This is a genomic window from Achromobacter sp. (genome assembly GCF_057314935.1).
Genome location: NZ_DBHKZA010000049.1, coordinates 33677 through 48904, shown reverse-complemented (window position 1 = coordinate 48904; position 15228 = coordinate 33677). Strand labels below are relative to the sequence as shown.

The window sequence follows — 15228 nt, the reverse complement described above, 5'->3', positions numbered from 1 at the left end:
TGGCGTTGATCTGACGGCGGTTTACAGCGGATCCAACGGGTAAATCGGACGCCGCACGTGCTTGAAATCCAGCTGGCCGTAGTCGGACGTGGTGACGCCCACCCCAGTGCATTCGATCACCTCGGTCGCCATGTCCGAGAAGCCCGCTCGCCAGTGCACGCGGCTTTTCAGCACCACGTACCGCTTTTGCAGCGGATCGACCCCGGCCGACAGCAGGCAATTGATGTCGAAGGGCTCCTGGTGACGGGACACCACGATGATCTCCACGCGGCCCGTGTCGATGACGACGGTCAGCCCGGTGTCGTTGCGCACGCCGCGGTACATGGGGCCGCGGTTCAGGTAGACGCCATCGAACACCAGTTTCACGCGGCCGGTGACTTCCAGCGGTTCGCTGGCTTGCTTGATGGCGGGCATGGGCAGCTTGCCGCCCAGCTTCAGGGTGATGGTGTTGCCCACGCCGGCAGCCGCGGCCTGTCGCGCGGCCTCCGGGTCGCAGATGGCGTAGAAGACGACGTTGTCCAGTTCCTGGCGCAGCACCTCGGCCAGCACGGCGGTGGTGTCCATGGTGCCGCCGGAGCCGGTGTTGTCGAAGTGGTCCAGCAAGACGACGGGGCCCTGTTCAATCGACTTTGCGCGCGCGATGGTGGGCGAGAGCGGTTCGGGGTGGAATACCCAGTCCGCGCGGCCGGCCCAGGCGCGCTCAAGGAGCTCGTCGCGGTACTGCCGCGCTTCTTCCGGCTTGCCGTCCGTACAGACGACGGCGCTCAGGCCGGCTTCGCGGATGTCGGCATGCGGGAAGCCCACGAAGACGGACGCCGCCAGCACGCCGTTGGCCTCCAGTTCCTTGCAGCGTTCCTGCAAGGGCTTGTTGGGCGCGGCATGGGTGCCCTGGCACATGATGTGCGGCAGCATGGGCTTGTTGGCCCAGCTCATCACGGGCTTGATCTCACCCTTGAGCGTGCGCACGATCACGTTGGCGGCGCGGACGCCGGCCTCGCGAATGTCCACGTGCGGATAGGTGTGGAAGCCGCTGATGACGGTGGCGTTGTCCACGATGTCGTCGTAGATGTTCGCGTGCATGTCCAGCGTGACGGCCACCGGCGTCTTGGGATCGATCTCGCGCAGGCGGCGCAGCAGGTCGCCTTCGGCGTCTTCCACGCCCTCGGCGACCATGGCGCCGTGCAGGTCCAGCAAGATCGCGTCGAAGCCCCCCAGCTTGACCTGGTCCAGGACCAGCTTGCACAGCCGTTCATGCGTCTCGGCGCTGGCGGGGCCGCTGGGCCAGGATTCCGCCGCTACCGGCACTACGATCTGGGCGCCTTCGCGGCGGGCGACTTCGATATAGCCGCCCAGTCCGCTGTCGGTGTTCTCGTAGGCCTTGATGGCGCGCTCGCCCTCCAGAATTTCGGGGCTGCCGCGGAAAAAGCGTTCAAGCGGGGTCGGCACGGGCGAATACGTATTCGTTTCGTGCTTGATCATTGCCAATAGCCAACGCATGGGGATTCCTGTGGGTTGCTGTGGAAAGTCAGTTTGCTTGGGGCGGCTGGGGCCACGGATGCTGGGCGGGGCGCATCTGCTCCCAGGCGCGCGCCACGCGCAGCACGCCCAGGTCGTCGAAACGCGCGCCGGCGATCTGCAGCCCGATGGGCAGCCCGGCCCGCGTGTAGCCGCAATTGACCGAGGCGGCGGGCTGTTCGCTCATGTTGAAGGGCAGCGTAAAGCCGATGTGGTGCATGGTGGTGGCGACTTCATTGGTGGGCGACGGCCATTCGGCGTTGTAGGCCACCACGGGCGCGACGGGCGACAGCACGTAGTCGAACGGGGCGCAGGCCGCGACGGTCTTGGCGCGCACGTTCAGCGTTTCGTAGTAGCTGCGGAACACGGCTTCGCCGGATTGGCCGCCGCCGCTTTCCGCCCAGGTCCGGATGAACGGCAGGATCTTCGCGCGGCGCGCCTCGGGCAGCGCGGCCAGGTCGATCGCCGAGCGCGTGCGCCAGAAGCGGTCCACGCCGTCCAGCATGTCGGGCGTCATCCACGGCAGCATGGGGGTGACGATGGCACCGGCGGCCTCGAAGGCTTGCGCCGCAGCTTGCACCGCGTCGCGCACTTCGGGGTCCAACGGCAGGCCGCAGCCGGCGTCCATCAACAGGCCGATGCGCAGGCCGCGCACGTCTTGGGCCAGGTTAAGCCAGTCGAAGTCCTGGAACGGCAGACTCATGTGGTCGCGTGCGTCCGGCTGCGACAGCACGCCCATCATCAGCGCGGCATCCGTAATGGTGCGGGTCATGGGGCCGGCGCAGCGGCCCATGAACGGCGGGTCGATCGGGATGCGGCCCAGGCTGGGCTTGAGCGTGGCGATGCCGCACCAGGCGGCCGGCAGGCGCACCGAGCCGCCGATGTCGGTGCCGACGTGCAACGGGCCATACCCGGCCGCCGCCGCGGCGCCGGCCCCCGCGCTGGAGCCGCCGGGATTCTTGGACAGGTCCCAGGGGTTGCGCGTCAGTTCATGGAAGCTGGACAGACCCGAGGACAGCATGCCGTAGTCGGGCATGGTGGTCTTGCCCAGCAGCACCGCGCCGGCTTCGCGCATGCGGGCGGCAGGCGGCGCGTCGGCGGCGGCCGGGGTCAGGTCGGTGGCGGCAGTGCCCAGCGGAATGGGCGTGCCGCGGGTGGCGATGTTTTCTTTGATGGTGGCGGGCACGCCGTCCAGCGTGTAGCCGCCTGCGGACTGCGGTTCGCCTTTCATCCAGCGGGCCTCGGACGCCCGAGCCATCGCCAGCGCGCCTTCCGGGTCCAGCGCGTAGGTGGCTTTCAGGTGCGGTTCCCAGCGCTCGATGTGCTCCAGCACCGAGCGCGTGGCTTCAACGGGCGACAGGGTCTTGTTGCGGTAGGCGTGCAGCAGTTCCTGGGCGGACAATTCATGCGGTTGTGGCATCTCGGTTCCAGTGTGCGGATGAGGGCAATCAGGGCATCAAGGCGCTGGCGCGTGCGCCAGGGTGGCCGCGACAGGCTGGAAATTGCGGAAGTCCCAGTCGCGTCCGGGCGCCGCGTCGATCAGGGCGCGGGTGTATTCGTGGCGCGGCTCGGTCAGCACGGTTTCGGCGGAGCCGGTCTCGACCACCTTGCCGCGCTGCATGACCATGATGGTGTCGCAGATCTGCGCGGCCACGCGCAGGTCGTGCGTGATGAACAGCACGCCGACGCCGGTGCGCTGGCGCACTTGCTCCAGCAGCTCCAGCACCTGCGCCTGCACCGACACGTCCAGGGCCGATACGGCTTCGTCTGCGACCAGGATCTCCGGGTCCATGACAAGCGCGCGCGCGATGCAGATGCGCTGGCGCTGGCCGCCGGAGAACTGGTGCGGATAGCGCTGCATCGCGTCCGGGCTCAGGCCCACGACGGTCAGCGTTTCGCCCGCGCGCTTGAGCGCCTGTTCGCGCGGCATGCCGAAGTTGAGCAGGCCTTCGATGATGGATTCGCCTACCGTGCGGCGCGGGTTGAGCGAGCGGTAGGGGTCCTGGAACACGATCTGGATGCGGCGGCGCACGGGGCGCAGCGCGGAGCCCGACAACGTGCTCAGGTCTTCGCCGCCCATCATCATATGGCCGGCGGTGGGTTCGATCAGGCGCACGATGCAGCGCGCCACCGTGGACTTGCCCGAGCCGGATTCTCCGACGATGCCCAGGATCTCGCCTTTGCGCAGCGTCAGGTTCACATCGGTGGCGGCGATGACGTTTTGCGCCGCCTTGCGGGAAAACAGCGAATGCTTGCCGGCGTAGGTGCGGCCCAGTCCTTTGACGTGCAGGACCAGTTGCCCATCGGGCGCGTCGCGGCGAGTAGGCACCAGGCTGGGCACGGACGACACCAGGCGCCGGGTATAGGACTGCTTGGGTTCGGCCAGGATCTCGTTGCGGGTGCCGCTTTCGATCAGGTCCCCGCGGTTCATCACGACGATGCGGTCCGCGATCTCGGCGACCACGCCGAAGTCATGCGTGATGAACAGCACGGCGGTCTGGTGCTTGACCTGCAGTTCCTTGATCAGTGCCAGGATCTGCTTTTGCGTCGTCACGTCCAAGGCGGTCGTGGGCTCGTCGGCGATCAGCAGCTTGGGTTCCAGGATCAGCGCCATCGCGATCACGATGCGCTGGCGCTGGCCGCCGGACAGCTGGTGGGGATAGGCGTCGAAGATGCGTTCGACGTCCGGCAGGTGCACCGATCGGAACATGTCCAGCACCTTGGCGCGGCGTTCCGCCGCGTTCATGTTCCTGCGGTGCAGGCGCAGGACTTCGTCGACCTGCTTGCCCACCGTATGCACGGGGTTCAGCGCGGTCATGGGTTCCTGGAACACCATCGCCATGCGGGTCGCGCGCATTTCGCGCAGCCGGCGTTGCGAGGCCGTGGCCACGTCTTCGCCTTCGACGCGGATGGAGCCGGCGCTGATGGACAGGACGCCCGGCGGCAGCAGGCCCATCACGGCCAGCGACGTGACGGACTTGCCCGAACCGGATTCGCCGACGACGCACACGGTTTCACCGGCATGCACGTCCAGGCTCAGGTTGCGCACGACGCGGTTGCCCGCGCCGCCGACTTCCACCGACAGGTTGCGGATGGCCAGGATGGCGGACGACGTGTCGCCCGCAGGGGGAGTGGGGGAATAAGTCATCGGCATCAGATCCTGCGCACCATTTTGGGGTCCAGCGCATCGCGCAGGGCGTCGCCCAGGATGTTCACGCTGAGCACCGTCAGCGACAGGAACAGGCCGGGAAAGAGAATCAGGCCGGGCAGCATGCGGAAGTACATGCGGCCTTCGGACATGATGTTGCCCCACGAGGCGATTTCAGGCGGGATGCCCGCGCCCAGGAAGCTCAGGATGGCTTCGGTCAGCATGGCGGACGCGAACACGTACGTGCCCTGCACGGTCAGCGGCGCGATGGTGCTGGGCACCATGTGGCGCCACAGCAGCAGCGGCAGCGGCGTGCCCAGCGCCAGAGCGGCTTCGACATAGGGTTCGCCGCGCACCGTCAGGATCTGCCCGCGCACCAGCCGCACCACCCGCGGGATCTCGGGGATGGTGATGGCGACCAGCACGGTCGTGATGCTGGCGCCGGTGACCGAGACCAGGGCGATCGCCAGCAGGATGCCGGGGATCGCCATGATGGCGTCCATCGTGCGCATGATGAACCCGTCCAGCGTTCGGAACCAGCCGGCGATCACGCCGATGACCAGTCCGATGGCGACGCTGACGACGGCGGCGCCCAGGCCCGCGATCAGCGAGATGCGGGCGCCGTAGGCCACGCGCGACCAGACGTCGCGGCCGAAGGCGTCGGTGCCAAGCAGATAGTCGGTGAAGGGCTGCTTGAGCCGCGCGCCCGGGTTGATGAACGTAGGGTCTACCGTGCCCAGGAGCGGGGCGAACAGCGCGATGGCGACGATGGCGACCAGCACCACCAGCGCCAGCATGACCGGCCAGCTTTTTAAGCCCTGGCGGATTTGCCGCCAGGCGGTGACTTGAGGGTTGCCGCCTCCGGGAAGGTCGGCGGCCGCTTGCACGGCGGCGTCGGTTGGCGTTTGCATGGGGCGGCCTCAGTATCGGATACGCGGGTCGAACACCGTGTAGGCGCAATCGACAACCAGATTGATGAACACGTAGACGAACGCGAAGAACAGCGTCAGCCCCTGGATGACGGGATAGTCGCGTGCCAGCACGGCTTCCACCACCAGCCTGCCCAGGCCGGGGATGTTGAACACCGATTCGGTCACCACCACGCCGCTGATCAGGAGCGCGATGCCCAGGCCCACCACCGTGGCGATGGGCACGGCGGCATTGCGCAGCGCATGGCCAAGCAGCACGCCGGTTTCACCCAGGCCCTTGGAGCGGGCGGTGCGGATGAAGTCTTCGCCCATGACCTCGATGACGCTGGTGCGCGTGATGCGCGCGATCAGCGCCACGTAGACCGTGGACAAGGCGAGCGATGGCAGGATGAGCCGGTGCAGATAGAGCCAGAAGCCCTTTTCCAGCGGCACGTAGCCCTGCACGTTGAACCAGCCCAGCTTGATGGCGAAGAGCCAGATCAGCAGGTAGCCCGTGACGAACACCGGCACCGAGAAGCCCAGCACCGAAAAGCCCATCACGGCGCGGTCCAGCAGCTTGCCCTGCCGCCACGCCGCCAGGATGCCCAGCGGAATGGCGACGACGAGGGTGAACAGCAGGGTCAGCACCGCCAGGCTCAGCGAGGGTTCGAGGCGTTGCGCGATCAGTTTGGTGACCGGTACGCCGGACATGAGCGAAGTGCCCAGGTCGCCTTGCAGGAGCTTGCCGCCCCAGATGAAGAACTGCTTGATGACCGGTTGGTCCAGGCCCATCGTCTGTTGTATCTGGGCGATACGTTCAGGCGTGGCGCCGTCGCCTGCCATGATGATGGCCGGATCTCCCGGGCTGAAACGCAATATCGCGAAGACCACCACCGCGACCATCACCAGAACGGGGATGGTCGCGAGGAGCCGGCGTGAGACGAATGCCAGCATGTATTTCCCCCTGAACTACTTGCCCTTTAAGGGGCTTTTTTGACGTTCCAGAACGCGAAGACCGGTGCATGCACCAGGCCGGAGAGCTTGGTCGAGTAGACGGTGGGCACGGACATCTGGCCCAGCGGCACGTACAGGCCTTCGTCGATGCCGATGCGCTGCAGTTCGTCGGCGATCTTCTTCTGCTCGGCAGGGTCGGACGTCAAGGCGAACTTGGTGCGCAGTTCTTCCACCTGCGGGAAGTCGGGCCAGCCGAACCACGCGTTGTCGCCATTGGCGGCGGCGGGCGCGGAGCGGACCGGGTCCATCACGTCAGTGGCGTACCAGTTGGTGTTGTGGATGTTCCAGCCGCCTTCAGCCGGCGCGGCCTTGGAGGCGCGCCGGGTGGCCACGCTTTGCCAGTCCATCGCGGCCAGGTTGACGTTGAAGCCGGCCTTGCGCAGCGCCTGGGCCATCACCACCGGCTGGGCGGACAGCGTGCCCACGTCGGTTGCGTGCATGACGAGGATGGGCGTGTTGTCGTAACCCGCTTCCTTCAGCAGCGCCTTCGCCTTTTCGATGTTCGACGGGACGACCACGTCCTTGCCGATATCGGATTCCATCGGCGTGCCGCAACCCCACAGCGAGGCGCACGTCTTCCAGTATTTCGGATTGCCGACCAGCGCCTTCATCACGTCTTCCTGGCCGATGGCGTACATCGCGGCCTGGCGGATCTTCTTGTTGTTGAAGGGCGGGTGCTTGAAGTTGAAGCGGTACATCGTGAAGTAGCCGACCGGGCTGAGCGACTCTTCCTTCAGGTCCTTGTTGCCTTCGATCATCGGCAGCAGGTCGTACGGGAATTGCTCGACGAAATCGATTTCGCCGCCCAGCAGCGCGTTGGCGGTCGTCAGGGCGTCAGGCATGACGTCCCATTCGACCTTGTCCACGTTCACGACCTTGCCGCCGGCCAGGCCGCTTGCGGGCTCTTTGCGCGGCACATAGTCGGCGTTCTTGGCGTAGACGGTCTTCACGCCGGGCTTGAATTCGATGACCTTGAACGGGCCCGAACCGGTCATGTCGGTGATCGGCTGGCCGATGGCCTGTTCGGCGATGCGCTTGGGCATCATGAACGGTGCGGTGCCGGTGGGCTTGGACAGGGCGCGCAGGGCCAGGTCCGTGGGTTCCTTCATGACGATGCGAAAGCTGTTGTCGTCGATGACTTCGATCTTGTCGGTGAACTTCAGCAGGGTGCGGCCCATGCCGTCGCCTGCCGCCCAGCGCTTGATCGACGCTACGCAGTCTTCGGACGTCACGGGCTTGCCGTCATGCCATTTCTGGCCCGCGCGCAACGTCATCGTGTAGGTCTTGCCGTCGGGCGAGACCTCCCACTTTTCCAGCATCTGGGGCTGGATCTTGTTGTCGGCGTCGGTGGCCAGCAAGGTGTCGTAGATCATGTAGCCGTGCCACGTCGTGATGTACGCGGTGGTGGCGTGCGGATCGGTCAACCGCAGGGGCGAGTGCATGACGGACTTGATGACGGTTTCGGCGTAAGCGCCGTGAGCCATCATCAGCGTTGCACCGGCCAGCGCGGCCGCTCGGACAAACTTGAGCATGGAGATTCCCCTTGAAGCGTAGTGAGCGGCACTATCGGCCGCTACGTCGTTAACGCGCCGCGCGAGGGCGGCGTGCGAGGGTCAGGCTGTCGCGGGCCGGCCCGAAAACTCCGGTCCGCAAGGCGCCATTCTGATGCCGGGACGCAACCGTGTCCATGGTTGTTTTGCCGCATCCATCAGCATGGAGCCGGGGGCGGCGCACACCAGGATCGTCTGCGCGATAGACGTGAAATCCGCACGGAAGTGCGCCGAACTCTTCACCACCAGAATCGCCGCGCGCGAGGGTTCGACGCCCGCGAACCGGAACATCTCCTGGTCTGCCATCTGCACCTTGTTTGAGGCGACGATGATGCGCACCCCGCCCACACGCAGGCAGGCGCTGGGGCCCAGGTCCATGTGGAATCCGCGGTAGAACGCGCCGTGCGTATCGAAGCGCCCGTCTGAAGTTTTCTCGACAATGAATTCGCTGTCCAGCGGTTCGTCGTCGGGAATACCCGAGTGTCCACCCAGTGCAATCCGGACTTTATTGCCGACGCCCGCGCGGTGCGCGGCGAGCGCGGCGGCCGGGTCCACGATCAGACCGATGGAAGCATCGCGCGCATCGTGCCGGATCAGCGCGCGCAGCACGCCGGTGGTGTCGGAACTGCCGCCCGCGCCGGGGTTGTCCTGCGCGTCGGCGATAACGACGGGCTTGCGGGCGTCTTGCGCCAGCCGCATGGCTTCCTGCACGGCTTCGTCGGGGGTGTAGAGCCTGCCGCCGAAGTCGCGTTCGGCGTTCAGCACGGCGCGCGCCATTTCCGCGGCTGCCGCGTCGGCGTCGGCCTGCGTAGTGCCGTAGGCCCATACCGTCGGCGCGCATTCGGGGAAGTCTGCGGCGGGAAAGCCCGTGGCGAACGACAGGCTCGTCGCGCCGCGCGATTCGATCTCGCCCACCAGTTCGTACAGGCTGCGCGAGGGTTCGATATCGGTGGACTGCCAGCACAGCGAAATCAGGTAGGGCAGGGTGCGCAGCGATGCATAGGGCCGCGGCACGCCGGCCAGCCGCAATGACAGCAGCGCTGCCGCGCGCTGCCCAGTCTCGGCCATGTCGATGTGGGGATAGGTGCGGTAGCAGACCAGCGCGTCGGCGTGGCGCACCATGGCGCGGGTCACGTTGGCGTGCAGGTCCAGGCTGGCGACCACAGGCACGTGGGGCCCGACGAGTTCCCGCACGCGCTTGAGCAGTTCGCCTTCGCCGTCGTCCAGGTGTTCGGTGACCATGGCGCCGTGCAGGTCCAGGTATACGCCGTCCAGCGGCATCGCCGCCGACAAGCCTTGAAGGATCATCGCGCTGATGCGTTCGAACGCGTCCCGGGTGACCGGCCCCGACGGGCTGGCGGCGGCCCAGGTGGTGGGCACCAGCGTGTGCTGCCCCATGGCTTCGATGAAGCCCGCCACAGGAATGTTCGCGCCGGCGACGGCGGCGAACATCGCGGGCCCGCTGACAAGGCGGGGCCAGCCTCCGCCCTTCTCGGCAAAGTCTTCCCACGTGGCGCGCGAGGGCGCGAACGTATTGGTCTCGTGCTGAAAACCGCCAATCCCGATGCGCATCTGGCATCCCCTTGTCGTCTTGATGTTCGGAAGGCGCGGGAACGACGGCGTGCCTAAGTCAGTACTCCCGCGCTTAAGTCAGTACTCCCGTGGTGCTGGCTCAAGCCCCGCGATCCACGGGTTGGGCACCGCGTCACGATCTGGCAAAACCTCCCCAAGCGGGGCCGCGCGGATCCGGCTCTGCCGGTCCGCAGCGGCGCCCCCTTGAGGGGGGCCCGCCTCAGGGGGGAGCGCGCAGCGCTTCGGGGGTGGGCTCACTTAGCCACGGGCATCGTGAATTCCGCGCCCTTGGCGATGCTGTCCGGCCAACGCTGCATCACGCTCTTGTAGCGGGAGTAGAAGCGGATGCCTTCTTCGCCGTAAGCGTGATGGTCGCCGAACAGCGAACGCTTCCATCCGCCGAAAGAATGCCACGCCATGGGCACGGGGATCGGTACGTTGATACCGACCATGCCCACCTTGATCTGGCGCGCAAAGGCGCGCGCGACGCCGCCGTCGGACGTGAAGCAGGCTACGCCGTTGCCGAATTCATGCGCGTTGATGAGGTCGACCGCGCTGGCGAAGTCGGGCACGCGGACGATGCACAGCACGGGGCCGAAGATCTCTTCGCGGTAGATGTTCATGGCGGGCTTGACGTTGTCGAACAGCGTGCCGCCCAGGAAGAAGCCGCGCTCGTTGCCGGGCACGGTCAGGCCGCGTCCGTCCACGACCATGTCGGCGCCAGACGCGATGCCGTCTTCGATGTAGCCCATGACCTTGTTGCGATGCTGCGAGGTCACCAGCGGGCCCATTTCGGCATCCGCCTGCATGCCGTCCTTGACGATCAGCGCCTTCACGCGCGGGATCAGGCGTTCGACGACCTTGTCGGCCACGTCGCCGACCACCACGGCTACCGAGATCGCCATGCAGCGCTCGCCGGCCGAGCCATAGGCCGCTCCCATCAGCGCGTCGGTGACCTGGTCCAGGTCGGCGTCAGGCATGACCACCAGATGGTTCTTGGCGCCGCCCAGGGCCTGCACGCGCTTGCCGCGCTTGGTGCCTTCGGAATAGATGTATTCGGCGATCGGAGTCGAACCCACGAAGGACAGGGCTTCGACGTCGGGATGCGCGATCAGGGCGTCCACGGCCTGCTTGTCGCCATGCACGACGTTGAAGACGCCGCCGGGAAGGCCGGCTTCCGTCAGCAATTCAGCCAGGCGCAGCGACGCCGAGGGATCGCGTTCCGACGGTTTGAGCACGAAGGTGTTGCCGCAGGCGATGGCCACGGGGAACATCCAGCACGGCACCATCATCGGGAAGTTGAACGGCGTGACGCCGGCGACCACGCCCAGGGGCTGGCGCATGCTCCAGTTGTCGATGCCGCCGCCGATCTGGTCGGAGTACTGGCCCTTGAGCAGTTGCGGGATGCCGCAGGCGAATTCGACGATTTCGATGCCGCGCATCACCTCGCCCTTGGCGTCGGAGAAGACCTTGCCATGTTCGCGGGTGATCAGTTCGGCCAGTTCGTCCTGGTGCTTGTCCAGCAGCGCCTTGAAGTTGAACAGGATGCGGGCGCGCTTGAGCGCCGGCGTTTCGGACCAGGCCGGGAACGCGGCCTTGGCGGCGGCCACGGCCGTCGCGACGTCTTCAGTGGAGGCCAGCGGAACCGAGGAGCAGATCTCGCCGGTGGCGGGGTTGAAGCCGTCGGCGTAGCGGCTGCTGCGGCCGTCATAGTGCTGGCCGTTGATGAAATGGGAGATCTTCTTCATGTGAGGGAGCTCGAAAAGCGGGATTCTTCAAAAACGTCCGAGGGCGGCCATCGGCCGCCCGCGGGACAGGGTCAGGTTGCGCGGCGGCGCCGCGGCAGGGGGCTCGCCATGTTCCTCAAGCGATCTCTTTCAGGACCTTGCCGATCTGTTCGAAGATCTGGCCGATCTGGGCCTCTTCGATGATCAGCGGAGGCGAAACGGCGATGATGTCGCCCGTGTAGCGCACCATCAGGCCGCTGTCGAAGCACTTCTGGAAGACTTCGCTGGCCCGGGCGCCCGGCGCGCCTGCGCGCGGCGAGAGTTCGATGCCGGCCACCAGGCCCAGGTTGCGCACGTCGATGACGTGCGGCGCGCCCTTCAGGCCGTGCACGGCTTCCTGGAAGGCGCCGGAAAGCTTGCGGGCGCGGGCGAACAGGTCTTCGCGGCGGTAGATGTCCAGCGTCGCCAGGATGGCGGCGGCGGCCAGCGGATGCGCCGAATAGGTGTAGCCGTGGAAGAACTCGATGCCGCCCGCCGGGCCGTTGACGATGGCGTCGTGCACGTCGCGCTTGACCGCGACCGCGCCGGCCGGCACCGCGGCGTTGCTGACGCCCTTGGCCATGGCGATGATGTCCGGCGTCACGCCGAAGAACTCGGAGGCCGTGGCGGCGCCCAGGCGGCCGTAAGCGGTGATGACTTCGTCGAAAATCAGCAGGATGCCGTGCTTGGACGTGATCTCGCGCAGCTTTTCCAGGTAGCCCTTGGGCGGAATCAGCACGCCCGTGGACCCGGCCATCGGTTCGACGATGACGGCGGCAATGGTGGAGGCGTCGTGCAGCGCGATGATGCGTTCCAGCTCGTCGGCCAGGTGGGCGCCCCAGGCGGGCTGGCCCTTGGAATAGGCGTTTTGCTCCAGGTTGTGGGTGTGCGGCAAGTGGTCCACGGCGGGCAGCAGCGCGCCGGAGAAGGTCTTGCGGTTGGTCGAGATGCCGCCGACCGAGATGCCGCCGAAGCCCACGCCGTGATAGCCGCGCTCGCGGCCGATCAGGCGGGTGCGCTGGCCTTCGCCGCGGGCGCGGTGATAAGCCAGTGCGATTTTCAGGGACGTATCGACGGACTCGGAGCCGGAGTTCGTGAAGAAGACGCGGTCCAGGCCCTGGGGCATGAAGCTGGCGACGGCCGTGGCGGCTTCGAAGGCCAGCGGGTGGCCCAGCTGGAAGCCGGGCGCGTAATCCATGATGCCGGCCTGGCGGGAAATCGCGTCGACGATTTCCTGGCGGCCGTGGCCGGCGTTGACGCACCACAGGCCGGCGGTGCCGTCCAGGATCTGGCGGCCGTCGGCCGAGGTGTAGTACATGCCTTTGGCCGTTGCCAGCATGCGCGGGTGCGCCTTGAACTGCTTGTTGGCAGTAAAGGGCATCCAGAGATGGGACAGGTCGGGCAACTCGGCGGGGGCGTTCATGGCGGCTCCAGGGGATGGACAACCGGCGGGCTTGCAAGGAAAGGGCGCAGCCGCCGGGATTCGAATGATTCTGGTACGTCCCGCGGGGAATGAAAATATACGATCTGCGCAAATGCCGCTAACTGTATAGTTGCAGGTGGTCTAACTGTACAGTTTTCTCCGTGATCGATTTCCAGCCCAACCGCGCCCGTGGACTTGCGCCGACCCTGGTCGAGCAACTGGTGGCGGCCATCTTGCGCGCCATTGAAGAACAGACGCTGCGTCCGGGTATGTCCCTACCCTCGGTGCGCGAGTTCGCGCGCCAGTACGGTATCAGCACGTTCACGGTGGCCAGCGCCTACAGCCGGCTGGTGTCGCAGGGCTGGCTGGCCGCGCGGCCGGGGGCGGGTTACCGGGTGGCCTCGCCGGACGCGCCCGTGCGGCGGGGCGAACCCCTGTCCTGGGAGCCGCCACGGCTGAACGCGGGTTGGCTGCTGTCGGACATCTTCGCGGACCATTCCATCCCGATCAAATCAGGTTGCGGCTGGCTGCCGGGGGAATGGCTGAACGAAGAGGGCATGCATCTGGCGCTGCGCCACATGGGGCGCGTGCCGGCGATGCGCATCGCCAACTACGGACACCCCTATGGCTATGCGCCGCTGCGCGAGACCATCGCGGCCAGCCTCAGTGCCCAGGGCATGGAAGTGGAAGTGTCCCAGGTGCTGCTGACCCAGGGCGTGTCGCACGGCCTGGACATGGTGACGCGCACGCTGCTGCGGCCCGGCGACACCGTGGTGGTGGAGCAGCCGGCCTATGCCAACCTGCTGCAGTTGCTGCGCCTGGTGGGCCTGCGCGTGGTGGCGGTGCCGCGCACGGCAGACGGGCTGGATTGCGAGGCGCTGGAGCGCGTGGTGGCCCAGCATCAGCCGCGCGCGCTGTACATCAATACGGCGCTGCAGAATCCGTCAGGTGCCAGCATCGGGATGGCCAATGCCTTCCGCATCCTGCAGGTGGCCGAACGGCACGGGCTGTGGGTGATCGAGGACGACATCTCCCGCGACCTGGCGCCTGGCGTGACGCCGATGCTGGCTGCGCTGGACGGGGCGCGGCGGGTGATCTATCTGGGCGGTTACTCCAAGGTCATCAGTCCGTCGGTGCGGGTGGGCTATGTGGTGGCGCATCGCGATCTGGCCCGCGACATCGCGCGCACCAAGATGGCGGTGGGCCTGACGTCGCCGGAAATCATGGAGCGCATCGTGCACCAGGTGATCCGCGAGGGACGCTATCGCGCGCACATCGCGCGCACCCGCGAGCGGCTGGCCGAGGCGCACACCGTGGTGGCCGGCCAGATGCAGCAGCATGGGTTCGAGATCCATGGGCGGCCGCAGGGCGGGCTGTTCCTGTGGGCCAAGGTGGCCGGGCAGTGGCGCGAACGGGGCGCCAACGGCCTGGCGGAATTGGCGCTGAAGGACGGTATTTGGCTGGCGCCGGGGTCTTACTTTGAAGTCGATGAGGCGGATACGCCTTGGGTGCGGTTCAACGTGGCGTACTCAGAGGCGCCGGCGTTGTGGCGGTTCATCCGGAATGCGGGGGCGGCGTGACGGGTTTAGCGCGCTGGGCTGATCGCGTAATTGCCATCGACATCTCGCGCGCAACCCATCACGCGACCGTCACAAGGCCGCAGCGCTTTTCAAAAATTCAGCGTTCGTAGGTGACGAAGTCGTACGCGTAGCCGTTTTCGGCGGGCTGGATTTCCCGCGCGGTTTCCTTCCATTGGAAGGCGGGCAGCAGTGGGAAGAAGGCATCGCCCTCGACCTGGGCGTGGACTTCGGTGGCCAGTATCCGTTGCGCCAGCGGCAGCGCCTGCGCGTAGATCTGCGCGCCGCCGATCACGAACGCCTGTTCCACCTCGCCGCAGGCGGCGAGGGCGGCTTCCAGCGTGGGCACGACGGTTGCGCCGGGCGCCGCGAAATCCGGATTGCGGCTGATCACGATGTTGCTGCGGCCCGGCAACGGGCGGCCCAGTGAGTCCCAGGTCTTGCGGCCCATGAGGATGGGGTGGCCCAGCGTGCTGCGCTTGAAGTGCGCCAGATCGCCCGGCAGTTTCCAGGGCAAGGTGTTGTCGCGTCCGATGACGCGGTTCTCGGAATAGGCAACGATCAGGGTAAGGCTGGCGGGCATGCGGGCAGGCAACGGGTAGGGGCGGCCGGGAGTCGGCCGATCAGACGGCGTAAGCGTAGCAAATTCCGCCGGGGCCAGCCGGCCGCGCCTCGGCGACCGTCCCGGGCCAGCCGCATCCGACCGGCCGCCCGTCGCTGGCCACACCCGGCTGGCGGCACCTGGCTGGCGGCAC

The 15228-nt window shown here is 66.9% G+C and carries 11 protein-coding genes; 1 reads left to right on the top strand and 10 read right to left on the bottom strand.

Annotation, left to right across the window (positions count from 1 at the left end; translation table 11 throughout):
* Positions 1-21: 21 nt before the first annotated feature.
* From ACO6D5_RS18580 to aptA, 9 genes are all read right to left on the bottom strand, one after another.
* Positions 22-1497, bottom strand: a complete 1476-nt coding sequence (locus tag ACO6D5_RS18580; protein WP_485826172.1) for a M81 family metallopeptidase — start codon at positions 1495-1497, stop codon at positions 22-24.
* Positions 1498-1525: 28 nt separating this feature from the next.
* Entirely contained in the window at positions 1526-2935 is a 1410-nt protein-coding gene (locus ACO6D5_RS18575; RefSeq protein ID WP_485826171.1) for an amidase, read from the bottom strand.
* A gap of 36 nt (positions 2936-2971) precedes the next feature.
* Positions 2972-4663, bottom strand: coding sequence for an ABC transporter ATP-binding protein (locus tag ACO6D5_RS18570; protein WP_485826170.1), 1692 nt, complete (start codon positions 4661-4663; stop codon positions 2972-2974).
* A gap of 5 nt (positions 4664-4668) precedes the next feature.
* Positions 4669-5574, bottom strand: coding sequence for an ABC transporter permease subunit (locus tag ACO6D5_RS18565; RefSeq protein WP_315845746.1), 906 nt, complete (start codon positions 5572-5574; stop codon positions 4669-4671).
* A gap of 9 nt (positions 5575-5583) precedes the next feature.
* Entirely contained in the window at positions 5584-6525 is a 942-nt protein-coding gene (locus tag ACO6D5_RS18560; RefSeq protein ID WP_006226203.1) for an ABC transporter permease, read from the bottom strand.
* A gap of 26 nt (positions 6526-6551) precedes the next feature.
* Complete coding sequence (locus tag ACO6D5_RS18555) at positions 6552-8117, bottom strand: ABC transporter substrate-binding protein (RefSeq protein WP_485826169.1); 1566 nt, start codon at positions 8115-8117, stop codon at positions 6552-6554.
* 81 nt (positions 8118-8198) lie between these two features.
* Positions 8199-9707: a M81 family metallopeptidase gene (locus ACO6D5_RS18550; RefSeq protein ID WP_485826168.1), complete on the bottom strand. Its 1509-nt coding sequence runs from the start codon at positions 9705-9707 to the stop codon at positions 8199-8201.
* A gap of 254 nt (positions 9708-9961) precedes the next feature.
* Positions 9962-11455 carry a CoA-acylating methylmalonate-semialdehyde dehydrogenase gene (locus ACO6D5_RS18545; protein ID WP_315845749.1) on the bottom strand — a complete coding sequence of 498 codons (1494 nt, stop codon included), beginning with the start codon at positions 11453-11455 and terminating at the stop codon, positions 9962-9964.
* Positions 11456-11570: 115 nt separating this feature from the next.
* Positions 11571-12896 carry an omega-aminotransferase AptA gene (gene aptA, locus ACO6D5_RS18540; RefSeq protein ID WP_485826167.1) on the bottom strand — a complete coding sequence of 442 codons (1326 nt, stop codon included), beginning with the start codon at positions 12894-12896 and terminating at the stop codon, positions 11571-11573.
* Positions 12897-13057: 161 nt separating this feature from the next.
* Here aptA and ACO6D5_RS18535 point away from each other — a divergent pair, with 161 nt between their 5' ends.
* Positions 13058-14476, top strand: coding sequence for an aminotransferase-like domain-containing protein (locus ACO6D5_RS18535; protein ID WP_485826166.1), 1419 nt, complete (start codon positions 13058-13060; stop codon positions 14474-14476).
* A 97-nt stretch (positions 14477-14573) separates the two neighbouring features.
* On the opposite strand, the gene ACO6D5_RS18530 is transcribed toward ACO6D5_RS18535, so the two are convergent.
* Complete coding sequence (locus tag ACO6D5_RS18530) at positions 14574-15056, bottom strand: dihydrofolate reductase (RefSeq protein ID WP_485826165.1); 483 nt, start codon at positions 15054-15056, stop codon at positions 14574-14576.
* Positions 15057-15228: the final 172 nt, after the last annotated feature.

Bases quoted from the DNA above. Each gene is read 5' to 3' on its own strand.
- ACO6D5_RS18580 (WP_485826172.1), bottom strand. From the start codon at position 1,497: ATGCGTTGGCTATTGGCAATGATCAAGCACGAAACGAATACGTATTCG.
- ACO6D5_RS18575 (WP_485826171.1), bottom strand. From the start codon at position 2,935: ATGCCACAACCGCATGAATTGTCCGCCCAGGAACTGCTGCACGCCTAC.
- ACO6D5_RS18570 (WP_485826170.1), bottom strand. From the start codon at position 4,663: ATGACTTATTCCCCCACTCCCCCTGCGGGCGACACGTCGTCCGCCATC.
- ACO6D5_RS18565 (WP_315845746.1), bottom strand. From the start codon at position 5,574: ATGCAAACGCCAACCGACGCCGCCGTGCAAGCGGCCGCCGACCTTCCC.
- ACO6D5_RS18560 (WP_006226203.1), bottom strand. From the start codon at position 6,525: ATGCTGGCATTCGTCTCACGCCGGCTCCTCGCGACCATCCCCGTTCTG.
- ACO6D5_RS18555 (WP_485826169.1), bottom strand. From the start codon at position 8,117: ATGCTCAAGTTTGTCCGAGCGGCCGCGCTGGCCGGTGCAACGCTGATG.
- ACO6D5_RS18550 (WP_485826168.1), bottom strand. From the start codon at position 9,707: ATGCGCATCGGGATTGGCGGTTTTCAGCACGAGACCAATACGTTCGCG.
- ACO6D5_RS18545 (WP_315845749.1), bottom strand. From the start codon at position 11,455: ATGAAGAAGATCTCCCATTTCATCAACGGCCAGCACTATGACGGCCGC.
- aptA (WP_485826167.1), bottom strand. From the start codon at position 12,896: ATGAACGCCCCCGCCGAGTTGCCCGACCTGTCCCATCTCTGGATGCCC.
- ACO6D5_RS18530 (WP_485826165.1), bottom strand. From the start codon at position 15,056: ATGCCCGCCAGCCTTACCCTGATCGTTGCCTATTCCGAGAACCGCGTC.